We start from the raw sequence: 21,879 nt of genomic DNA, 5'->3' as shown, positions 1-21,879 counted from the left end.
ATCAGCCCCCGCCCTGCGCGCGCGGACCGCCGTTTTCCAGCCGCTCGACTGTCGCCGCAGGCACCGCAGCTTCGGAGAGTTGCGCGAGCATCCTTGCGCGGATCTCGGCGGGCATGCGCGTGTTGCCTTCCACCTGCGCGATCAGGCGCGCGCGGCGTTCGGGATCCAGCTGCACCATTTCAGGCTCTTCGGTGAGAATTTCCCCTGTCGCCGTCTCGCGCTGCGGGCGCACCAGAATCCCCGCCCCCAGCGACGGGCCGATTTCGCGCACGATCTCGCGGCCCTCAATCGCGCTGGCCTCGACGATCACACTGTCGCCCTGCCTGCGCAGCACCGTGACCGCGATGGCCTCCAGCCGGTTTTCGGCATTGATTGCAAGCACCGTGCCTGCAGGCGTCACCGCCGTCGAGGGCAGGAGCGCCACCCCGTTCAGGGCAGGTTCCTGCAAGCGCACGGTTACGAAATCACCGGGACGAAAGCCGCGCGGCGCGCTCAGATCGACAAAGAGGCGGCGCCCGCTCTGGCCCTGTTCAACCGTGGCAGAGGCCCGCACGAGACGACCGGGCGATGTGATCTCGAACCCTGCCACCTCCAGCGCGACCTCGGCTTCGGTGTGGCGCAACGCGCCGCTCTCGTCGAGCAGGCGCAGATATTGCGCGGTCGAGACGCGGACTGAGACCTCCAGCGCTTCGGGGTCGATGATGCGGCCAAGTTCTTCATTGGTGTTGACCAGACGCCCCTCGCTGATCGAGACATCCGCCAATGTGCCAGAGAAGCTGGCGTAAACGCGGGTATCGGCCAGTCTGCGTTCGGCTTCAGTCAGAGAAATCGCCTGACGCTCCAGCGCTGTCAGCGCCTGATCGCGCCGGGCCTCGGCCTGCGCCTCGGCCTGTCTGCGCCCGACCAGCGCCTGCCGGGCAGAGGCGGCGGCCAGTTCGGCCTCTTCCAGCGCGGCCTCGGTCGAGACCCCGCGCGTGGCCAGATCCTGCCTGCGCTCCAGGGCGCGCACGCGCAGGTCGAGCTGGTCCTGTGCTGCAGCGACATCTTCGGCCGCAAGGCTCAGCGCGCGCTCGGCATCGCGCAGTTCTGCTTCAGCCCGCGCCATATCCGAGCGCTCAATCGCAAGGGCGGCTTCGGCATCGGCCGGGTCAATGCGGAACAGAAGCTGCCCTTCCTGAACCTGTGCGCCATCTTCGAAACCGGCGGCGACTTCCAGCACCTGCCCGCCTACGGGCGCGCGCAGTTCCAGCGACCGGCGCGTGCGCACTTCGCCAAAGGCCGCAAGGACCGGTGTTACCTCGCCAGAGGTCACAGTCAGGGCGCGGACGGTGAAGACGCGCTCGCGCCCGGTCTGGGGCCGGTTGGCGGGCGCTTCGGCACGCGACTGAATCGCGGAGACCAGCGTATAGCCCGCGTAGCCAAGCGCGGCGAAGGACAGAGACACAAGAAACAGCGCAATCAGGCTGCGGGTCACGAAACGCATGGCTACTCCGGGTCAGGGCAATGGCGCGCAGGATGAATTACGCCGCATCTGCGGCTTCGGATCAACCATCTCTAACGCAAGAGCGCGTTACTTCCGTCGCAAATGCTCGTCGAGTCGCGGAAAAATCTCGACAAAGTTGCAGGGACGGTGACGAAAATCAAATTGCAGCACCAATATCTCATCCCAGGCATCCTTGCAGGCACCGGGCGAGCCGGGCAGCGCGAAGAGGTAAGTGCCCTGCGCCACACCGGCACAGGCCCGCGACTGGATGGCGGATGTGCCGATCTTCTGCATCGAGACGATGGTGAAGACTGTGCCAAAAGCTTCGATTTCCTTCTCATAGACGTCGCGATGCGCCTCGACCGTGACATCACGCCCGGTCAGGCCGGTGCCGCCTGTGGTCAGGATAGCGTCGATGCCGGGGTCTGCGCACCATGCGCGCAGTTGCGCGGCAATCTGGTCGCGCTCATCGCGCACAATATCGCGGGCCGCTAGGGTATGCCCTGCGCCCTCGATCCGGGCGGCGAGCGTGTCGCCGGATTTGTCGTTGGCCGGATCGCGCGTATCCGAGACAGTGAGCACGGCAAAGCGCACGGGCATGAAGGGTCTGGTCTCGTCGATACGGCTCATGAACTGGTCCTCAACCGGGCCTGAAGCGCCAGAAGATCGGCCCATGCCTCGCGCTTGGCCGCAGGATTGCGCAGCAGATAGGCCGGGTGCAGCATCGGCAGCGCGGGTCGGCCCGCGACCTCGCGCCACTGGCCGCGGATTTTGGTGATTCCATCATTGCTGCCCAGCATGGTCGAGGAAGAGATACGCCCCATCAGCACCAGAATATCGGGTGCGGCCAGTTCGATATGGCGCAGCACGAAGGGGCGCATCATGGCGCGCTCTTCGGGGCTGGGGTCGCGGTTCTGTGGCGGGCGCCAGGGCAGAATGTTGGTGATGTAGAGCGCCTGCGCCATGTCGGGATGGTCACGCCCCATCCCGATGGCCGCGAACATCCGGTCCAGAAGCTGGCCTGCCTCGCCCACGAAGGGACGCCCGCGCAGGTCTTCTTCGCGCCCCGGCGCCTCTCCCACGATCATCACGCGCGCACCTATGCGCCCGTCGGAAAAGACCAGATTGCGCGCGCCGAGTTTCAACTCGCAATGCGGATAATCGGCGAGCGCCGCAGCGAGCGCGTCGAGATCGGCGGCGGCTGTCGCCATGGTTTCGGCCTCGCGCACAGGGTCAATCTCGACTTCGGGCGCAGCGGGGGCGGCGGCGGCTTTGGCCGGGGACTGGGGCGCGGGTTTGGGCGCGGTTTTGGGCGCCGGGGCCGGGTCGAGCGCAAAGCGATCAAGGGGCGCATCACAGATGGCTTCATCCACGCCCATATCGACCTGCCATTCAAGGCAGGCGCGCGCGATATGCCAGTCTGTTTCCCATCCGGTCTGCAAGCTCATGCAGCGCAAGGTAATCTGCCCCTGTCAAAGGGTAAAGCGGCCTTGTCGTTGCAAGGCGCGGTTTCTATAACAGCGCGAGACGCGGGTTGCGGGGGACGCATGGCATTTTCACAGACTCACCTTCTGGGCATCGAGCCGCTCCACCCCACCGAGATCACTGCCATTCTTGATCTCGCCGAGAATTATGTGGCGCTGAACCGGTCTGCCGAAAAGCATGGCCGCGCGCTGGAAGGCATGACGCAGATCAACATGTTCTTCGAGAATTCGACCCGCACCCAGGCCAGTTTCGAACTGGCGGGCAAGCGGCTGGGTGCGGATGTGATGAACATGTCCATGGCGCATTCCAGCGTGAAGAAGGGCGAGACGCTGATCGACACGGCGCTGACGCTGAATGCGATGCACCCCGATCTGCTGGTCGTGCGGCATGGCAGTTCGGGGGCCGTCAACCTGCTGGCCGAAAAGGTGAATTGCGCGGTTCTGAACGCAGGCGATGGCAAGCATGAGCATCCGACCCAGGCGCTGCTGGATGCGCTGACCATCCGGCGCAAGAAAGGCCGTCTGCACCGGCTGTCCATCGCGATCTGCGGGGATATTGCGCATAGCCGGGTCGCGCGATCAAACCTGATCCTGCTGGGCAAGATGGAGAATCGCGTGCGGCTGGTGGGGCCACCCACGCTGATGCCCAAGGGCGTCGAGGAATTCGGTGTCGAGGTGTTTGATGACATGCGCGCAGGGCTCGCGGGCGCGGATGTCGTCATGATGCTGCGGCTGCAGCGCGAGCGGATGGATGGCGGGTTTGTGCCCTCGGAGCGCGAGTATTTCCACCGCTACGGGCTGGATGCCGAGAAACTGGCCCATGCCAAGGAGGATGCCATCGTCATGCATCCGGGTCCGATGAACCGGGGCGTCGAGATTGACGGGGCGATTGCCGATGACATCAACCGCTCGGTCATTCAGGAACAGGTCGAGATGGGCGTGGCCGTGCGCATGGCCTGTATGGATCTGCTGGCGCGCAATCTGCGCGCGCGGCGCGAACGCGAGCGTTTGCGGGAGGCCGCACATGGCTGAGAGAATCCGCAAATCCCGGTTGGACGCGACGGTTTTCACGCCTGAATCCGGCGAGAAAAAACTGCGCGAGATCCGCGCTGACAAGGGCGTGTTCTGGCGCGATCACGGGGTGATGGCGCTTCTGGGCATGGTGGGGGCCGGGGTGGTGCTGAGCGTGCTTGGCTCTGATCATGTCGCCATTGGCTCGCTGGGCGCAGTGCTGGCTCTGGGCGTGCGCGGGGCGTGGCTTTATTCGGAACAGATGCGGTTTTACTGGGTGCTGAGCACTATGCGCCTTGTCGGGCCGGGCGGGCGCGAGACCTATCTGATGGAGCTGGAAACCGTGCGTCGGCTGTTCGGGGATATCCAGTTCATCACGAAATCGGGTGACAAGCATCTGATCAAGCATGTCGCGGATGCCGAATCTGTCGTGGCCGAAATCCTTGCGGCACGCGACAAGCGCGCCAAGCGCAAGGGGGCCTGATGCCCCCGCTGCCCGCCCATGTCACCTTGCAACCCGGCGAAGGGTTGCGCGCAGTGATCGCGCAGGACCGGCAGGTGCAGCTCCTGACCGATGGCATTCTCGCGACGCTCTTGCTGATGCTGGCCGTTGTTCTGAAAATCGCGCTGGATGGCGGGCTTCAGCGCGAATTGTCCGGGCTGGGGTCGGGCTTGTTCACGACCTTTGTCTTTCTGGCCGGACCCTTGCTGATGCAGCGCATTTTCGGGGCGCGGCCTGTCTACGCGCTGACCGATCGCCGTCTGATTCTGGCCGAGGATGACGCTATCGAGTTGCACCGGATCCGGCGCATCCGTGTCTGGCTGACCAGCATTTCGCTGCAGACCGACACGCGCCTTGTATCGCTGCAACATCTGACCAACGCCCCCGCTGTCGCCCGACTGATCCGCGACACTCTGACCCGCTGAGGATGTGCTCATGACGCTCTGGTTTCACAATGCCCGCCTGATCGATCCCGAAACCGGGACCGAGCGGACGGGCAGTCTGACGGTCGAGGCGGGGCAGATTTCGGCAATCGACGCGCCCTGCCCTGACGGTGCCCGGCGCATTGACTGCGCGGGCAAATGCCTCGCGCCCGGCATTGTCGATATGGGCGTGCAGATCGGCGAGCCGGGCGCGCAGCATCGCGAATCGCTGCGCAGTGCCGGGCTGGCCGCCGCGCGCGGGGGTGTCACCACGATGATCCTGCGCCCCGACACGGACCCTGCCATCGACACGCCCGAGGTGCTGGAATACGTCACCCGCCGCGCCGAGGCGCGCACACCGGTCAATATCCGCTGCATGGCCGCACTCACGCGCGGACGTGCGGGGCGCGAGATGGCCGAGATCGGCTTTCTGCTGGATGCCGGGGCGGTGGCCTTTACCGATGGCGACAGGGTGGTGTCGGATACCAAGGTGCTGTCGCGCTGCATGACCTATGCGCGCGGACTGGGGGCGCTGATCATCGGCCATCCGCAGGATGCGGGACTGTCCGCCGGGGCCTGCGCGAGCAGCGGGAAATTCGCCTCGCTGCGCGGCTTGCCTGCTGTGTCGCCCATGGCCGAGCGGATGGGGTTTGACCGCGACATGGGCTTGGTCGAGATGACCGGTGTGCGCTACCATGCCGACCAGATCACCAGCGCGCGCAGCCTGCCCGCGCTGGAACGCGCGAAGCGCAACGGGCTGGATGTCACGGCGGGGATTTCGATCCACCATCTCACGCTGAACGAGTTCGATGTGGGCGATTATCGCACCTTCTTCAAATTCACCCCGCCCTTGCGCTGCGAGGATGACCGGCGCGCCATGGTGCAGGCCGTGGCGGATGGGCTGATCGATGTGATCTGCTCGATGCATACGCCGCATGACGAGGAATCGAAGCGCCTGCCCTTCGAGGAAGCCGCCGCCGGGGCGGTGGGGCTGGAAACGCTGCTGCCCGCCGCGATGCGCCTGCATCATTCTGACGGGCTGCCCCTGCCGCTGATCTGGCGCGCATTGTCCTTCAATCCGGCGCAGCGGCTGGGGCTGCCTTCGGGGCGGCTGACCGCCGGGTCGCCTGCCGATCTGCTGCTGTTCGACCCGGATGCGCCCTTTGTGCTGGACCGGTTCGCGCTGCTGTCCAAGTCGAAGAACACGCCGTTTGACGGCGCGCGGATGCAAGGCCGCGTGCTGGCGACCTATGTCGGCGGTCAAGCTGTTTACGAGCGCGAGGTCTCCGATGCCTGAACTTGTCACGCCTTTCTGGCTGCTGGGAATTGTGGGGCTGCTGGCCTATGCGCTGGGCTCTGTGCCTTTTGGCGTGGTGATCGCACGGGTGATGGGGCTGGGCGATCTGCGCCAGATCGGATCCGGCAATATCGGCGCGACCAATGTCATGCGCACCGGCAACAAGCTGGCGGGGCTGCTGACCTTTCTGCTGGATGCGGGCAAGGGCGCGATTGCAGCCCTGCTTGCGTGGTGGCTACTGGGCGAGGATGCTGCGCAGGTCGCGGCCCTCGCGGCCTTTCTGGGGCATCTCTACCCGGTCTATCTTGGCTTCAAAGGCGGCAAGGGGGTTGCAACCTTCATCGGCACCGCGCTTGCGCTGGCATGGCCGGTGGGACTGGCGATCTGCGCGATCTGGGTCGGGGTCTTTGCGCTGTCACGCTATTCCTCGCTCTCTGCGCTGGTCGCAACAGCGCTCAGCCCGCTTCTGGCTTTGGCGCTGGGGTATGGATCAATGATCGTGCTGTTCGTGGCTTTGGGCGCGATGATCTTCGGGAAGCACGCGGATAACATCCGCCGCCTCGCAGCGGGCACAGAGTCCCGTTTCGCGCGCAAGCGCTGACAGAACTCAGCCCAGCGGCACGGCACCCGCCCAGAGCCTGCGCATCAGGTCGGGCTGACCACGCAGACCGGTCTTGGCGAAAATCTGTCTGGAATAGGCGCGCGCGGTTTCGACGGTCAGCCCCAGACGCCCGGCGGCCTGAGCCAGTGTGTCCCCCATGCCCAGCGCGCGGGCCAGCCGCGCCTCGGCCAGCGAGACACCCAGCGCCTGTGCGATGATACCTGCCTCGGGCAAGGGGATATCCGTGGCACGCAGCACCGCAGCAAGACTGCCATCCGGGTTCTGCCGGACAGCCAGTTCAAGCCTTGGCGCCAGTTCGACGACGCCCGGGGACAGCTTGCCGAGCGTGACATCGGCGCGGGCCAGCAGGTCAAGCGCTGTCTCATCCATCGCCAGGATCCGGCCCGACGGGTCAGCCTGCACAAGGCCCATCCCAAGCCGCCTTGCGACCTGCTCGTGCTGCGTCAGCCGGTCCGCAAGCTGATGTAAAGCGTCGCCCGTGGCCAGCGCCTGCGCGATATGCGGCGCAAAGGCCGAAAGCACCGCACTGTCGACCGCCCGGAAACTGCCCCGGCTCCGCGTTGTCATCAGCCAAGCGGAACCCGTCATGCCAATGGCGCGCAGATCGGCGACAGCTTGCAGCCCGGTCAGGGCCCGGTCGGCAAGCTCTTCTGCCGTGTAGACGCGCCCCAGCCGCAATCCGGCGAATATTTCCGGCAAGGGCCGCCCCATCGCCCCCGACTGATCCCAGCCCCCCTCTGGCAGGAACAGCAGGCCAGCCTCTGCCTGCACCTGCGCGGCCAGCAGGCGCAACGCCTGAGGCCAGGCACTGCGCTCTCTCCCGGCCTGCGCGATGGCCAGAAGCAGCTCGGATTCCTGTAGTGACAGCATGGCGGACCAACACCCTCCCATTTGGGAGGTTACACCGGATCAGGGCCGGATTACGAGCGCTGAAACACAATTTGATGCAGGAAAGCTGATGTCCCTCCGTTCCCTGACCCATTTGCAACGCCTTGAGGCCGAGGCGATCCATATCATGCGCGAAGTCGTCTCCGAGGCTGAAAAGCCGGTGATGCTCTATTCTGTCGGCAAGGACAGCGCCGTGATGCTGCATCTGGCAAAAAAGGCGTTCTACCCATCGCCCCCGCCCTTCCCGCTGTTGCATGTCGATACGACCTGGAAATTCCGCGACATGTACAGCTTGCGCGACCGCGCCGCGCGCAAGGCGGGGATGCAGCTTCTGGTGCATCAGAACCCCGATGCGGTGCGTCAGGGCATCAACCCTTTCGATCATGGCGGGCTGCATACGGATATGTGGAAAACCGAAGGGCTGAAACAGGCGCTTGACCTGCACGGCTTTGATGCAGCTTTCGGCGGCGCGCGGCGCGACGAGGAAAAGAGCCGCGCCAAGGAGCGGATTTTCAGCTTCCGCACCGCCAGCCATCGCTGGGATCCGAAGAATCAGCGCCCGGAATTGTGGCGCACCTATAATGCGCGCAAGGCGCGCGGCGAATCGATGCGGGTCTTTCCGCTGTCGAACTGGACCGAGCTGGATATCTGGCAGTATATCCATCTGGAAAACATCGAGATCGTGCCGCTTTACTACGCGGCCGAGCGGCCGACTGTGATCCGGGACGGGCTGACGCTGATGGTCGATGATGACCGCTTCCCGCTGAAGGGCGAAGAGCCGGTGATGCGCTCGATTCGATTCCGCACGCTGGGCTGCTATCCGCTGACCGGCGCGGTCGAGAGCCGCGCGACCACCCTGCCCGAGATCATTCAGGAAATGCTGCTCACCACCACATCCGAACGCCAAGGCCGCGCGATTGACCATGATCAGGCCGCGTCCATGGAGAAAAAGAAGCAGGAAGGCTATTTCTGATGAACGAGATTTACAAAACCGACGCGCTCATTGCCGAGGATATCGACGCCTATCTGGAGACCCATCAGCACAAGACCATGCTGCGTTTCATCACTTGCGGTTCGGTCGATGACGGAAAGTCCACGCTGATCGGGCGGCTTCTCTATGACAGCAAGATGATCTTCGAGGATCAGCTCGCCACGCTGGAGGCCGATTCGCGCCGTGTCGGCACGCAGGGCGAGAATATCGACTTCGCGCTGCTGGTCGATGGTCTGGCCGCCGAGCGTGAACAGGGCATCACCATTGACGTGGCCTATCGCTTTTTTGCGACCGAGAAGCGCAAGTTCATCGTCGCGGATACGCCGGGGCATGAACAATATACGCGTAATATGGCCACCGGCGCCTCGACCGCCGATCTGGCCGTGATCCTGATCGACGCGCGCAAAGGCGTGCTGACCCAGACCCGGCGCCACAGCTATCTGGCGCATCTGCTGGGCATCCGGCATCTGGTGCTGGCCATCAACAAGATGGATCTGATCGGCTATGACAAGGCCGCCTATGACCGCATTCTGGCAGAGTATCGCGCCTTTGCCGAAAGCATCGGCATTGCCGATTTCACCCCGATCCCGATTTCTGGGCTGGCGGGCGACAATATGACGACGCGCAGCGCGAACACGCGTTGGTATGACGGCCCGACCCTGATGGAGCATCTGGAAACCGTCGAACTGGACCAGACTCTGGATCAGCAGAAGCCGTTTCGCATGCAGGTGCAATGGGTGAACCGCCCGAATCTGGATTTCCGGGGCTTTTCGGGCACGATAGCCTCTGGCCATGTCTCGGTGGGCGACGAGATCCGCGTGCTGCCCTCGGGCAAAACCTCGGTGATTTCGCGGATTGTTACCATGGATGGCGATCTGGATATGGCGGTGGCCGGTCAGGCCGTGACCCTGTGCTTCGCGGACGAGATCGACTGTTCGCGCGGTCAGGTGATCACGGCTGCGAACAACCCGGTGGAAGTGGCGGACCAGTTTGAGGCGAGTGTCATCTGGATGGATGAGGATCAGCTTGTCCCCGGCCGGACCTATTGGCTGAAGCTGGGGCCGCTGACCGTCAGCGCAACTGTGGCGCAGCCGAAATATCAGGTCAATGTCAACACGATGGAACATCTGGCCAGCAAGACACTGGACCTGAATGCCATCGGCGTGGCCAATATCACCACGGATCGCGAAATCCCCTTTGCCCCCTATCAGGACAGCCGCGATCTGGGCGGGTTCATCCTGATCGACAAGATGACCAATCGCACGGTCGGGGCAGGACTGATCCATTTCGCGCTGCGGCGCGCGCAGAACATCCATTGGCAGGCGACCGATATCTCGCGCGAGCATCATGCGGGGATGAAGAACCAAAAGCCGATGGTGCTGTGGATGACCGGGCTTTCTGGTTCCGGCAAATCCACGATTGCCAATCTGGTCGAGAAGAAGCTTGCGCGGATGAACCGCCATACTTTCCTGCTGGATGGTGACAATGTGCGCCACGGGCTGAACAAGGATCTGGGTTTCACTGATGCGGACCGGGTCGAGAATATCCGCCGTGTGGGCGAAGTGGCGAAGCTGATGACCGATGCCGGGCTGATCGTGATCACGGCCTTCATCTCGCCCTTCCGTTCGGAGCGCGAAATGGTGCGCGCCATGATGCAACCAGGCGAATTCGTCGAAATCTTCATCGACACCCCGCTGGAAGAAGCCGAAAAGCGCGACGTGAAGGGGCTGTATGCGAAGGCGCGTGCCGGTCAGTTGAAGAATTTCACCGGCATCGACTCGCCCTATGAGGCGCCCGAAGCGCCGCAGATTCGCATCGACACTGCACGCATGAGTGCCGAAGAGGCCGCGGATCTGATCATCGCGAAACTCATCCCGTGACATGACAAAGCCCCCGGTTCCGCGAACCGGGGGCTTTCATTCCCTGCGCGTCGCGCATCTGTCAGGCCGTCAGCCCCTCGGGCTCTGGCAGGCCATTCGCCCGGCAGGCGGAGGTGACAGTATTGGCCAAGAGACAGGCAATCGTCATCGGACCCACGCCACCCGGAACCGGGGTAATCGCCCCGGCCACCTGCGCCGCGCTGTCGAAATGCACATCGCCCACCAGTACAGTTTTCCCGTCGCGTTCGATACGGTTGATCCCAACGTCGATCACCGTCGCACCGGGCTTCACCCAATCGCCCGGAATCATCTCTGGACGGCCCACAGCGGCAACCAGAATATCCGCCCTGCGGCAGGTTTCAGCCAGATCGCGGGTGCGCGAATGGGCGATGGTAACGGTGCAACTGTCGCCCAGAAGAAGCTGCGCCATCGGCTTGCCCACGATATTCGACCGCCCCACGACCACCGCATTCAGGCCGGACAGGCTGCCAAGGTGATCGCGCAGCATCATGAGGCATCCGAGCGGCGTGCAGGGCACCATGGATTTCTGTCCGGTGCCCAACAGGCCCACATTGGAAATGTGAAAGCCGTCCACATCCTTTGCCGGGTCGATGCTGTTGATCACCAGATCGGAATTCAGATGAGAAGGCAGCGGTAACTGCACGAGAATCCCGTGAACTTTCGGGTCGGCGTTCAGTTTTGCGATCAACGCCAGCAGATCGGCCTCAGAGGTCTCGGGCGAGAGCTTATGTTCGAAAGAGGCCATTCCGACCTCGACCGTCTGCTTGCCCTTCGAGCGCACATAGACCTGACTTGCGGGATCTTCGCCCACCAGCACCACGGCCAGACCGGGCACCAGCCCGTGATCATTCTTCAGACGGGTAACATGCTCGGCCACCTTGGCGCGCACTTGCGCGGCAAAGGCCTTGCCATCAATCAGCGTCGCGGACATCTTCTTCTCCTTGCCTTCAGCTGGCGGCGAAACTCGCCGCATAATGGTCTCGCTGCATCTGCGCTGCCAGCACCGCGTTTTTCAGCAATGTGGCCACTGTGACCGGCCCCACGCCACCGGGAACCGGTGTGATCCAGCCCGCGACCTTGGAACAGCTCTCGAAATCGGCATCGCCCACGGTCCGCCCATCGACCCGGTTGATGCCGATATCAATCAGCGCAGCCCCCGGTTTCAGCATATCCCCGGTCACAAGGCCAGGTTTGCCGACAGCCACGAATACCGCATCGGCGCGGCGCGAATGTACCGCGACCTGCCGCGTCATATGGTGGCAGACCGTAACCGTCGCCCCCAGACCCATCATCAGAAAGGCAATCGGTTTGCCCACGATCTCCGAATGGCCAATCACCACCACATCCAGACCTTCGACCTGCAGGGGCAGGGTTTTCAGTATCTCGACCGCTGCCACCGCCGTGCAGGGACCAAGCGCGAGGTCGTTATAGACGATATTGCCAATTGACGCCGGGTGCATGCCTTCTACATCCTTCAGCGGATGCACGGCTTTCTGCAAGGTCTTGACCGGGATATGCGGCGGCAAGGGGCGCTGGATGATGATCCCATGCACCCTCGGATCGCTGTTCAGCCCACTCAGGACACCCGTCAGCTGTTCCAGCGAAATCTCGGCCGGGTAGGTGCGTTGTTCGAACTCGATGCCGGTGGCCTCGGCCTGTTTCTGCTGATTGCGCACATAGAGCGCCGAGGCAGAGCCGTCCCCCACGGTGATCGACACCAGCTTCGGCGACCATCCGGTCCGGGCCAGTTCTGCCACGTCCAGCGCCAAGGCCGCGCGCATCTTCCGGGCGATCAGCTTGCCGTCGATCAATGTGGCGGTCATTCCGGTCTCTCTTGCGTCTTGCCCAGAACCCGCTCTTCGCGGGCAATGGACCATTCGATGATGCGCTCCCAGAGCGCCGCTGCCAGTTCCGGATCCAGCCCCTGTTGCGCGGCCAGCCTCCGGACATTTTCCAGCACTTCGTCCACGCGCGCCTCGATCCGCGCGGGCAGTTGCGCCGACGTCTTCAGGTCGATCGCGCGGTCGATATATCCGGTCCGCGCGACAAGCAGCCCGACCAGCTCCTGATCGAGCCGGTCGATCTGGGCACGCAATTCGTCCATGTTCCGACATTCGGAGGGCAGGCGCATCAGGGCATCCTTATCTGGCAGGCAGCACGCGCCCTACCTACCGCTCTGATATGCCCTGTGCAATGCGCCCCTGCGGGAGGGTGGGCGGGACGACGACGCGCGAGGCCGCCCGCCCGGCCCGATCAGAACAGACCTTCGATCAGCCCTTCCTCGTTGAAGCGGATGGTCTGCGCCGCCGGTTTGCGCGGCAGGCCCGGCATGGTCATGATTTCACCGCAGATCACCACGATGAACCCGGCCCCGGCGGACAGGCGCACTTCGCGCACCGGCACCGAATGGTTCTCGGGCGCACCGCGCAGGTTCGGGTCGGTCGAGAAGGAATACTGGGTCTTGGCCATGCAGATCGGCAGATTGCCATAGCCCGCGGTTTCCCATTCCTTCAACTGGCTGCGGATCTTCGCATCAGCCAGCACATCATCGGCGCGGTAGATGCGGCGCGCGATGGTCTGGATCTTGTCAAAGAGGGGCATGTCATCACTATAGAGCGGCGCGAATTGCGAGTGATCGCCATCTGCCAGTTCAGCCACGCGGGTTGCCAGTTCTGTGACGCCCTTCGACCCTTCGGCCCAGTGGCGGCACAGGATCGCTTCAGACCCGAGCGTGGCCACATAATCTTTCACGGCCTGCACTTCGGCCTCTGTGTCGGAATGGAAATGGTTGATCGCGACCACCACCGGCACGCCGAAGGATTTCACATTCTCGATATGGCGCCCCAGATTCGGGCAGCCTTTCTGCACGGCGCTGACATTTTCCGAACCAAGGTCCGCTTTCGCCACACCGCCATTCATCTTCATCGCGCGCACTGTGGCCACGATCACCGCGACCGCCGGTTTCAGCCCGGCCTTGCGGCATTTGATGTTGAAGAATTTCTCGGCCCCCAGATCGGCCCCGAAACCGGCTTCGGTCACGACGTAATCCGCAAGCCCCAGCGCGGTCTGCGTCGCCACGACCGAGTTGCAGCCATGCGCGATATTGGCGAAGGGACCGCCATGCACGAAGGCCGGGTTGTTTTCCAGCGTCTGCACCAGATTGGGCTGCATCGCGTCTTTCAAGAGCACGGTCATCGCGCCTTCGGCACCGATATCACGGCAATAGATCGGCGTCTTGTCGCGGCGATAGGCGATCACGATATCGCCCAGGCGGCGCTGCAAATCTTCCAGATCAGCGGCAAGGCAGAGGATCGCCATGACCTCGGAGGCCACGGTGATGTCAAACCCGGTCTGGCGCGCAAAACCGTTCGAGACACCGCCAAGCGAGATGACCATATCGCGCAGCGCGCGGTCATTCATGTCCATGACGCGGCGCCAGGTGATCCGGCGCTCGTCGATTTCCAGCTCGTTGCCCCAGTAGATATGGTTGTCGATCATCGCCGACAGGAGGTTATGCGCCGAGGTGATCGCGTGGAAATCCCCGGTGAAATGCAGGTTCATGTCCTCCATCGGCACGATCTGCGCATAACCGCCGCCAGCAGCACCGCCCTTCATGCCGAAATTCGGCCCGAGCGAGGCTTCGCGGATACAGATCGCGGCATTCTTGCCGATGGCGTTCAGCCCGTCGCCCAGCCCCACGGTCGTGGTGGTCTTGCCTTCACCGGCGGGTGTCGGGTTGATCGCGGTCACGAGGATCAGCTTGCCACGCTTGCGGCTGCGCGCATCCGAGACAAATTCCTGGCTGACCTTGGCCTTGTCATGGCCGAAAGGCAGCAGATGTTCGGTCGGGATACCCAGCTTCGCGCCGATTTCCTGAATGGGTTTTTTGTTTGCCTCACGGGCGATTTCGATGTCGGTCTTGAAGGCCATGTTTCGCTCCCTGCGCGGAATTGTCGCTACATCCCTGCTATATCTGGACCGGCCCCCGCATTAAGCCGTGATTGCGACATTTTCCGCGCCAGTTGCGCCCTTGGAATTTCCGATACGAAACGCATGCGCTTCAGCGCCGCCACGCCGCTTGCGAAATGAAAAAGCGCGGAGCTGACACTCCGCGCTTCATCATTTTTTCCGAGGCCGGTTTCAGCCTTTTTTCAGGCACCGGTTGCCCAGAACTTCGGCGATCTGCACCGCGTTCAGCGCAGCGCCCTTGCGCAGGTTGTCGGATACGCACCAGATGTTCAGCCCGTTCTCGATGGTCGAATCCTGCCGGATACGGCTGATATAGGTGGCGTATTCGCCGACACATTCGATAGGCGTGATGTAGCCGCCCGCCTCGCGCTTGTCGACGACGAGGATGCCGGGGGCTTCGCGCAGGATGTCGCGGGCTTCCTCTTCGTCAAGGAAATCCTCGAACTCGATATTGATCGCTTCCGAATGGCCCACGAAAACCGGCACGCGCACGCAGGTCGCGGTCAGCTTGATCGAGGGGTCCATGATCTTTTTGGTCTCGGCGACCATCTTCCATTCTTCCTTGGTCGAGCCATCTTCCATGAAGACGTCGATATGCGGGATCACGTTGAAGGCGATCTGCTTGGGATAGACGGAAGGGGCCACTTCCTGACCGGGGACATAGAGGCCCTTGGTCTGGTTCCACAGCTCGTCAATCGCCTCTTTGCCGGTGCCGGAGACGGATTGATAGGTGCTGACCACCACCCGCTTGATCCGCGCACGATCATGCAGCGGCTTCAGCGCCACGACCATCTGCGCGGTCGAGCAGTTGGGGTTCGCGATGATGTTCTTCTTGGTGTAGCCATCGACTGCGGCCGCATTCACCTCGGGCACCACCAGCGGCACGTCCGGGTCGTAGCGATAGAGCGAGGAATTGTCGATCACGACACAGCCTTGCGAGGCGGCCTTGGGGGCGTAGGTTTTGGTTGCCTCGGACCCCACGGCGAAGAAGGCAATATCCCAGCCGGTGAAGTCGAACGTGTCGAGATCCTGGCATTTCAGGGTCTTGTCGCCAAAGCTGACCTCAGTGCCAAGACTACGGCGCGAGGCCAGAGCGGCGATCTGATCAACGGGGAATTCCCGTTCAGCGAGGATGTTCAGCATTTCGCGGCCCACATTGCCCGTGGCACCTGCGATGACGACCTTGTAGCCCATTTCGGCCTCCTTTTCACACGTCGCGCTGCACCTATCGCAATTCGGCGCCAAGGTGAAGGGGCGCTAGTCGGTCCGGTCCTTGGCGAAGGCGTAAATGATACAGCCGATCAGCAGCAGGATCGCGAAGAACAGGAACAGCGTCTGATAGGCGGCTTCGGGTGGGGCGGCGGGCGCGCTGGCATGGACGCGGCCACTGAGCACCTGCAGCACCCCTACCCCGCCGATGGAGCACAGATTGAGGAAGGTCACGCCGCGCCCGGTCAGATGCGGGGGGAAATAGCTGCGGCCATGCGCCATCATCATCGGAAAGGATGCCCCGAAAAAGCCCACAGCGGCCAGCAGGAGCCCCGCCTGCCAGAATCCGGCCAAAGGAAAGAAGGCGAGCGCGAAAAGGCAGGCCGTGCCCAGAAGATTGCCGGTCAGAATCACGCCCTTGCGGGTGCCGAATACGCGGTCCAGCGGGCCATAGGCAAAATTGCCCGCAATCATCGCAAGCGCCATCAACAGCGTCACCTGTCCGATCCCGGTGGCCGTGGCCCCATAGAGGTCCGCATAATACGGTCCGACCCAGAGCCCGCGCAGCCCGGCGGCGGGGGCGTAATTCACCACCAGAAGCGGGAGCAGCAGCCAGAGCGCCGGGATGCGCAGAATATCCAGCAAGCTGCCCCGCGCGCCGTCCGGCGTCTCGGCCTTGGGCGGATCCTGCACGATGAACCAGATCGCCCCCGCGACAAGAGCTGTCACGCCGCCAATGGCAAGGATCGATTCGCGCCAGCCAAAGATCTCGGCCGCCCATGCCATCGGCAAGGCGCCCAGAATATTGCCCAGTGAGCCGAAACCGATCACCGCCCCCGCCAGCGTGGCGAAGATCGCGGGCGGGAAGCTGCGCGCGAAGATGTAATAGGCGGCCATCAGGACCGGGGCGCAGCCAATGCCCAGAAGCGCCATCGCCAGATTGATATGCAGGGCGTTCTGCGCCACGGCAAAAATCACTGCCCCGCCCGTACCGCCCAGCCCCAGCATCAGCGCGGTCGTGCGTCTGGGGCCGAAACGGTCCAGCGCCAAGCCAACCGGTAGCTGCGCCAGCGCAAAGACCAGAAACCACAGGCCAGAGGCGAAGGCCAGATCATCGGCGGTGACGCCGACATCCGCCTGCAACAACCCCGAGAGCACGGCCAGAAACGACCGATAGAACTGGCTGAGCAGATAGCCCAGCACCAGAAAGGACAGGCTCAATTTCATGCATCTGATCCGGCTATGATCCCCCGCCCTTGCTTAGTGAACCTGTGAAGCAAGTGCAATGACCCGAATCCGCAGCTTTCGTGTCGCTTGTGCCGTGGCGATCCCGTAATCTGGCGATGTCGAGTGAAGGGAACGGTCGTGGACGATCTGAGCAGCGAGAGACTATACCATTACCGCGTGATGGAACGCGCCATTGCGCTGATCGACGCGCCGGGCGGCGCGCAACGCGCGCTTTCGGATCTGGCAGGCGAAATGGGCATGAGCGCGGCGCATTTTCAGCGTCTGTTCAGCCAGTGGGTCGGGGTTTCGCCCAAGCGCTACCAGCAATATCTGACGCTCGGCCATGCCCGGAAGCTGCTGGAAGCACGATTCTCGACACTTGAGACCGCGCATGCGATGGGTCTTTCAGGACAGGCGCGGCTGCATGATCTGTTCCTGCGCTGGGAAGCGATGACGCCGGGGGACTATGCTCGGCGTGGGGCGGGGCTGGTGCTGCGCTATGGCTGGTTCGACACCCCGTTCGGCATGGCACTGGGTATTGCCAGCGACCGCGGGCTTTGCGGGCTGGCCTTCGCCGATGAGGCCGAGCAGGATAAGATCTTCGCGGATATGGCGCAGCGCTGGCCAAAGGCGCAGTTGATCGAGGACCCATCCGTGGCGGCACCTCATATCGAGGCCGCATTTGCACAATCGGGCAAGGTTGATCTGCACATGATCGGCACGCCCTTTCAGATCAAGGTCTGGGAGGCATTGCTGCAGGTGCCCTCTGGCCATGTCACAAGTTACGGCGCGATTGGCGCGCGGGTCTGCACAGCCAAGGCGGCGCGCGCGGTGGGTACTGCGGTCGGGCGCAATCCGGTGAGCTTTCTGATACCCTGCCATCGCTGCCTGCGCGGGGCGGGCGGACTTGGCGGCTATCACTGGGGGCTGGAGCGCAAACGCGCCATGCTCGCATGGGAATCCGCGCGGCTTGACGCGGCCTCCTGAGCGGAAAGTCGCGTGTTTGTGTATGGTCAAGGGAACGTGTAGTGGCGCAAAACGTTCTACAGCGGTACATAGCTTGCTGACCATCTGGAGGGTTTCATGAAATTATCTGCCCCTGTGCTTCTTGCGGGTGCATCCGCACTCGTTCTGGCCGCCTGTGCGCCCGATCCCAACAATATGCAGAATCGCACCCTGACCGGCGCTGTGACCGGTGCTGCGGTCGGTGGCGTTATTGGTGCCGCAACCGGCGATGGCGGTGGGCGCCGTGCAGTTGCCGGCGCGGTGCTCGGCGGGACGGCGGGCGCGCTGATCGGTCAACAACTTGACCGTCAGGCCGCGGATCTGCGTCGCCAGCTTGGCGGCAATGTCGATATCCGCAACACAGGGCAGGAGCTGATCCTGACCCTGCCGCAGGATCTGCTCTTTGCCGTTGACAGCGCCACATTACGCCCCGACCTACAGCAGGATCTGCGGGTCATCTCGACCAATCTGGTGAACTACCCGCGCAGCGATGTGATCGTGGTCGGGCATACCGACAACACCGGCGCCGCGGCCTATAACCAGTCGCTTTCCGAACGGCGCGCGCAATCCGTGGCGCAAGTGCTGCGCAGTCAGGGCGTGGCTGCGAACCGCATCCAGACGATCGGGCGCGGCCTGACCCAGCCGGTTGCGAATAATGCAACCCCGGAAGGGCGCCGCCAGAACCGTCGCGTGGAGATCTTTATCCGTCCGCATCAACCCGCGTGACCGTTACATTACCCACGAGAAAGGCCAATCCTCGTGATTGGCCTTTTTTCTTGCGCAACGCTCAATCTGGTCATATCTTTTGACCAATATATGCCCAAATTCCGGGCATAGATTGACAGCCTGCTTGATGTGGAAACCAGATGCCCTTTCAGCGTATTCAGCCGGAGAAACTCTCGATCAGCGTGGTGCGCCAGATAGAACTCTTGCTGTTGCGCGGGATTCTGCGGCCGGGCGAGAGATTGCCGGCAGAGCGTGAACTGGCTGAGAAGCTGGGTGTCTCACGCCCTTCGCTGCGCGATGCGATTGCCGAATTGCAGGCGCGCGGGTTGCTGACCGCCAAGGCCGGAGCCGGTGTCTTTGTCGCAGATCTGCTGGATTCGGCCTTTTCCGACTCGCTTGTGCGGCTGTTTTCGGACCATGATGAAGCGCTGTTCGACTATATCAGCTTCCGGCGCGATCTGGAGGGGATGTCGGCTGAACGCGCGGCGCGCTTCGGGTCCGACATGGATCTGCAGGTCATCGACACGATCTACAAGAAGATGGAAGCCGCCCATCTGAAACGCGACCCGACAGAGGAAGCCCGGCTTGATGCAGAATTTCACCTCTCGATTGTTGAGGCGTCGCATAACATCATCATGCTGCATATGATGCGCGCGATGTTCAACCTGCTGCACCAGGGCGTGTTCTACAATCGCCAGCTGATCTTCAAGCAGCGCGGCACCCGCGATGAGCTTCTGGCGCAGCACAAGGCGGTGAATGACGCGCTGCAAGCGCGTGATCCCGCGCAGGCCCGTGCCGCCGCGGAAGCACATCTGACCTATGTCGAGACACTGATAAATGATCTCAAGCGCAGCGAGCGGAATGAAGAAATCGCCCGCCTGCGTTTCGAACATGCCCGCGCGATGTAGCCGCCGCATGAAAAAACCCGGCGATTTCGCGCCGGGTTCCACGTCTTGAATATCCGCCAGATCAGTGCAGGTGTTCCTGCGCCGTGCTCAGCGCGCGCTGGAACAGCGCATCGCTTTGCGCCTCGTCCATCTGCTTGGCCAGCAATTCGCCAGCGGCGGCGATCGCCACGGAAACGGCGGTGTTGCGCACATCCCGCAGGGCATTTGCTTCTGCGGACGCGATCTGATCCTCGGCCGCTTTCAGGCGACGGGCGATAGAGGCTTCGATCTCTGCCTTGGTCTGTTCGGCGACAAGCTGGGCATCAGCTTTCGCTTTCTCGACGATGCGGGCAGCCTCGTCCTTGACCTCGGCCTGTTTGCGCTCGAAAGAGGCGTTCAGCTCAAGCGCCTCTTCGCGCAGACGCCGGGCTTCATCAAGCTCACCCCGGATCGTCACAGCGCGCGCGTCCAGAAGTTCCGAAATCTTGCCGGGCACCTTGAAATAGATCAGGATGCCACTGAACAGGATGAAGGCGATCAGAACGATCAGATCGGTGTTGTAGAGCGAGAAGAAGGGCTTGCCTTCGACCGCAGCGAAAGCGGGGCTGGCGAATGCAAGGCTCGCTGCAAGAACGCGCTTGATCATGATGCTGCCCCTGCCTTCAACCGTGCAGCAACCGCCGCACTCACACTAGCCGCGTCGGCTTTGCCGCCGAAACTCTCCAGAATGTCCTTGGTCGCAACTTGCGACACTTCGGACACCATCTCCATCGCGCTGTCGCGGATTTCACGGATGCGGCGTTCGGACTCGCTGGCCTTCGCAGCAATCTCGGCATCCGCCTTGGCGATCTGAACATCAAGCTGGGCCTGAATGTCTGCCTTCGCGGCTTCGACGATGCGGTGGGCCTCGGCGCGCGCATCGGCGAGCGCCTTGTGATAGGCGTCTTCCGCCTGCTGCGCCTTGAGCTTGTATTCCTCGGCGGCAGCAATATCGCTGGTGATCGTACCACGACGGTCCGCCAGAACGGCAGCGATCCGCGGCAATGCCACCCGTGACATTACAAAATAGAGCACCACCATCGTAACCACGAGCCAGAAAATCTGGTTCGAGAACGTGGTGACATCAAGTTGGGGCATTCCTGGCCCCGAAGCGGCAGTCTCTGCCATGTCGTCCCCCTAAGCCCTGATTTCACCGAAAGGGCCGCAAGCGGCCCTTTCGGGCGTAAGGATACTGTCGGGTCGGTCTCAGACAGCGAACATCAGCAGCAGGGCGACCAGGAACGAGAAGATGCCCAGAGCTTCCGCAAATGCGATGCCGATGAAGAGGAATGCGGTCTGGCCTGCAGCCGCCGACGGGTTGCGCAGGGCGCCAGCAAGGTAGTTGCCAGCAACATGGCCCACACCGATCCCTGCACCGCCCATGCCCAAGCATGCGAGGCCAGCACCGATATATGCGCCCATTTGTACGATATCGCCTTCCATAGTCGTTTCTCCTTACGTTGGAATTGGCTGGATTTGAGTTCCGACAGCCGCTTAGTGAGCGGGGTGCAGCGCATCTTTCAGATAGACGCAGGTCAGAATGGTGAACACATAGGCCTGAATGACGGCCACGAGCAGTTCCAGCGCATAGAGCGCGGTCACTGCAAGAATGGGCAGGAAGAAAGCGGCGCCGAGCGCGGCGGCAAAGCCTGCGAACACTTTCGCCACGGCGTGACCGGCCATCATCGCACCCGCAAGACGAATGGAATGGCTGACCGGACGCACGAAATAGGAAATCAGCTCGATCAGCGCGAGAACCGGGCGCAGCGGCAGGGGCGCGCTGGAAACCCAGAACAGCTTGAGGAACTTGGTGCCATGCAGGATGAAGCCCAGCGCCGTGACGGTGAAGAAAACCGTGAAGGCCAGAACCGCTGTCACTGCAATATGCGAGGTGGTGGTGAACGCAAACGGCACCAGACCGAGCAGATTGGCAAAGAGCACGAACATGAAGAGCGTGAAGATATACGGGAAGAAGCGCACGGCATCACGCCCGGCCACATCCTCGACCATCTTGTAGATGAACCCGTAGGTCATCTCTGCCGCGGATTGCGCCCGGCTGGGCACCAGCGCACGGCCACGCGCGCCATAAACCATGAGCGCGGTCGCGGCCAGAACGGTCAGCGCCATCCAGAGCGTCACATTGGTGGGCGTATACCAGCTGACATCGCCGCCGAACAATGCCTTGACCTGAAACTGGTCCATCGGCCTGATTACAA

At 62.8% G+C, this 21,879-nt stretch carries 24 protein-coding genes; 10 read left to right on the top strand and 14 right to left on the bottom strand.

Features of this window, described 5'->3' with window-relative positions; genetic code table 11:
- Position 1: 1 nt before the first annotated feature.
- The 3 genes from BG457_RS12835 to BG457_RS12825 all read right to left on the bottom strand — a co-directional run bounded on the left by BG457_RS12835 (position 2) and on the right by BG457_RS12825 (position 2,931).
- Positions 2–1,483: an efflux RND transporter periplasmic adaptor subunit gene (locus BG457_RS12835; RefSeq protein ID WP_071797573.1), complete on the bottom strand. Its 1,482-nt coding sequence runs from the start codon at positions 1,481–1,483 to the stop codon at positions 2–4.
- Between the two features lie 87 nt (positions 1,484–1,570).
- A complete protein-coding gene (gene moaB / locus BG457_RS12830) occupies positions 1,571–2,113 on the bottom strand; it encodes a molybdenum cofactor biosynthesis protein B (protein ID WP_071797572.1) in 543 nt (180 codons plus the stop codon).
- Entirely contained in the window at positions 2,110–2,931 is an 822-nt protein-coding gene (locus BG457_RS12825) for a uracil-DNA glycosylase (protein ID WP_071797571.1), read from the bottom strand. Before BG457_RS12825 ends, moaB begins: the two co-directional genes overlap by 4 nt.
- A 99-nt stretch (positions 2,932–3,030) precedes the next feature.
- On the opposite strand from BG457_RS12825, the gene BG457_RS12820 reads away from it, so the two are divergent.
- From BG457_RS12820 to plsY, 5 genes are read left to right on the top strand one after another with little or no spacing between them, the layout of a single operon-like run.
- Positions 3,031–3,999: an aspartate carbamoyltransferase catalytic subunit gene (locus tag BG457_RS12820; RefSeq protein WP_071797570.1), complete on the top strand. Its 969-nt coding sequence runs from the start codon at positions 3,031–3,033 to the stop codon at positions 3,997–3,999.
- Positions 3,992–4,462: a hypothetical protein gene (locus BG457_RS12815; protein ID WP_084657628.1), complete on the top strand. Its 471-nt coding sequence runs from the start codon at positions 3,992–3,994 to the stop codon at positions 4,460–4,462. Before BG457_RS12820 ends, BG457_RS12815 begins: the two co-directional genes overlap by 8 nt.
- Positions 4,462–4,905, top strand: coding sequence for a hypothetical protein (locus BG457_RS12810; RefSeq protein WP_071797569.1), 444 nt, complete (start codon positions 4,462–4,464; stop codon positions 4,903–4,905). The genes BG457_RS12815 and BG457_RS12810 overlap by 1 nt, the downstream gene beginning before the upstream one ends.
- A gap of 10 nt (positions 4,906–4,915) precedes the next feature.
- Positions 4,916–6,199: a dihydroorotase gene (gene pyrC, locus BG457_RS12805; protein WP_071797568.1), complete on the top strand. Its 1,284-nt coding sequence runs from the start codon at positions 4,916–4,918 to the stop codon at positions 6,197–6,199.
- Entirely contained in the window at positions 6,192–6,800 is a 609-nt protein-coding gene (gene plsY / locus BG457_RS12800) for a glycerol-3-phosphate 1-O-acyltransferase PlsY (RefSeq protein ID WP_071797567.1), read from the top strand. The genes pyrC and plsY overlap by 8 nt, the downstream gene beginning before the upstream one ends.
- A gap of 6 nt (positions 6,801–6,806) precedes the next feature.
- Here the strand turns inward: plsY and BG457_RS12795 are convergent, their stop codons facing one another.
- On the bottom strand, positions 6,807–7,691 hold the full coding sequence (locus BG457_RS12795) for a helix-turn-helix transcriptional regulator (RefSeq protein ID WP_071797566.1): 885 nt from the start codon (positions 7,689–7,691) through the stop codon (positions 6,807–6,809).
- Here BG457_RS12795 and cysD point away from each other — a divergent pair.
- Entirely contained in the window at positions 7,654–8,682 is a 1,029-nt protein-coding gene (gene cysD / locus BG457_RS12790) for a sulfate adenylyltransferase subunit CysD (RefSeq protein WP_342715496.1), read from the top strand. The genes BG457_RS12795 and cysD overlap by 38 nt on opposite strands.
- Positions 8,682–10,580, top strand: a complete 1,899-nt coding sequence (cysN, locus tag BG457_RS12785; RefSeq protein ID WP_071797564.1) for a sulfate adenylyltransferase subunit CysN — start codon at positions 8,682–8,684, stop codon at positions 10,578–10,580. The genes cysD and cysN overlap by 1 nt, the downstream gene beginning before the upstream one ends.
- Positions 10,581–10,641: 61 nt before the next feature.
- Here the strand turns inward: cysN and folD are convergent, their stop codons facing one another.
- The 6 genes from folD to BG457_RS12755 form a co-directional block, all read right to left on the bottom strand.
- On the bottom strand, positions 10,642–11,532 hold the full coding sequence (gene folD, locus BG457_RS12780) for a bifunctional methylenetetrahydrofolate dehydrogenase/methenyltetrahydrofolate cyclohydrolase FolD (RefSeq protein WP_071797738.1): 891 nt from the start codon (positions 11,530–11,532) through the stop codon (positions 10,642–10,644).
- A 16-nt stretch (positions 11,533–11,548) separates the two neighbouring features.
- Positions 11,549–12,424 (bottom strand): bifunctional 5,10-methylenetetrahydrofolate dehydrogenase/5,10-methenyltetrahydrofolate cyclohydrolase, encoded by an 876-nt coding sequence (locus tag BG457_RS12775; RefSeq protein WP_071797563.1) that lies wholly within the window; start codon positions 12,422–12,424, stop codon positions 11,549–11,551.
- Entirely contained in the window at positions 12,421–12,732 is a 312-nt protein-coding gene (locus BG457_RS12770; protein WP_071797562.1) for a chorismate mutase, read from the bottom strand. Before BG457_RS12770 ends, BG457_RS12775 begins: the two co-directional genes overlap by 4 nt.
- A gap of 122 nt (positions 12,733–12,854) precedes the next feature.
- Entirely contained in the window at positions 12,855–14,531 is a 1,677-nt protein-coding gene (locus tag BG457_RS12765; RefSeq protein WP_071797561.1) for a formate--tetrahydrofolate ligase, read from the bottom strand.
- Between the two features lie 210 nt (positions 14,532–14,741).
- Positions 14,742–15,764, bottom strand: coding sequence for an aspartate-semialdehyde dehydrogenase (locus BG457_RS12760; protein ID WP_071797560.1), 1,023 nt, complete (start codon positions 15,762–15,764; stop codon positions 14,742–14,744).
- A 63-nt stretch (positions 15,765–15,827) separates the two neighbouring features.
- A complete protein-coding gene (locus BG457_RS12755) occupies positions 15,828–17,006 on the bottom strand; it encodes an MFS transporter (protein WP_071797559.1) in 1,179 nt (392 codons plus the stop codon).
- A gap of 180 nt (positions 17,007–17,186) precedes the next feature.
- Between BG457_RS12755 and BG457_RS12750 the strand changes: the two genes are divergently transcribed.
- From BG457_RS12750 to BG457_RS12740, 3 genes are all read left to right on the top strand, one after another.
- A complete protein-coding gene (locus BG457_RS12750) occupies positions 17,187–17,993 on the top strand; it encodes a methylated-DNA--[protein]-cysteine S-methyltransferase (RefSeq protein WP_071797558.1) in 807 nt (268 codons plus the stop codon).
- A gap of 96 nt (positions 17,994–18,089) precedes the next feature.
- On the top strand, positions 18,090–18,737 hold the full coding sequence (locus BG457_RS12745) for a YiaD family glycine zipper/OmpA-like lipoprotein (protein ID WP_071797557.1): 648 nt from the start codon (positions 18,090–18,092) through the stop codon (positions 18,735–18,737).
- A gap of 140 nt (positions 18,738–18,877) precedes the next feature.
- Entirely contained in the window at positions 18,878–19,645 is a 768-nt protein-coding gene (locus BG457_RS12740) for an FCD domain-containing protein (protein WP_071797556.1), read from the top strand.
- A 61-nt stretch (positions 19,646–19,706) separates the two neighbouring features.
- On the opposite strand, the gene BG457_RS12735 is transcribed toward BG457_RS12740, so the two are convergent.
- The 4 genes from BG457_RS12735 to BG457_RS12720 all read right to left on the bottom strand — a co-directional run bounded on the left by BG457_RS12735 (position 19,707) and on the right by BG457_RS12720 (position 21,865).
- Positions 19,707–20,270 carry a F0F1 ATP synthase subunit B family protein gene (locus BG457_RS12735; protein ID WP_071797555.1) on the bottom strand — a complete coding sequence of 188 codons (564 nt, stop codon included), beginning with the start codon at positions 20,268–20,270 and terminating at the stop codon, positions 19,707–19,709.
- A complete protein-coding gene (locus tag BG457_RS12730) occupies positions 20,267–20,761 on the bottom strand; it encodes a F0F1 ATP synthase subunit B' (RefSeq protein WP_425434929.1) in 495 nt (164 codons plus the stop codon). The genes BG457_RS12735 and BG457_RS12730 overlap by 4 nt, the downstream gene beginning before the upstream one ends.
- 108 nt (positions 20,762–20,869) lie before the next feature.
- Positions 20,870–21,106: a F0F1 ATP synthase subunit C gene (locus BG457_RS12725; protein ID WP_071797553.1), complete on the bottom strand. Its 237-nt coding sequence runs from the start codon at positions 21,104–21,106 to the stop codon at positions 20,870–20,872.
- Positions 21,107–21,157: 51 nt separating this feature from the next.
- A complete protein-coding gene (locus BG457_RS12720; protein ID WP_084657627.1) occupies positions 21,158–21,865 on the bottom strand; it encodes a F0F1 ATP synthase subunit A in 708 nt (235 codons plus the stop codon).
- Between the last annotated feature and the right edge of the window lie 14 nt (positions 21,866–21,879).

Origin of the sequence: Natronohydrobacter thiooxidans, assembly GCF_001884735.1 — a bacterium.
In the GTDB taxonomy this organism is placed as follows: Bacteria; Pseudomonadota; Alphaproteobacteria; order Rhodobacterales; family Rhodobacteraceae; genus Roseinatronobacter; species Roseinatronobacter thiooxidans_A.
This window is presented reverse-complemented; position numbering and strand designations above follow the sequence as displayed.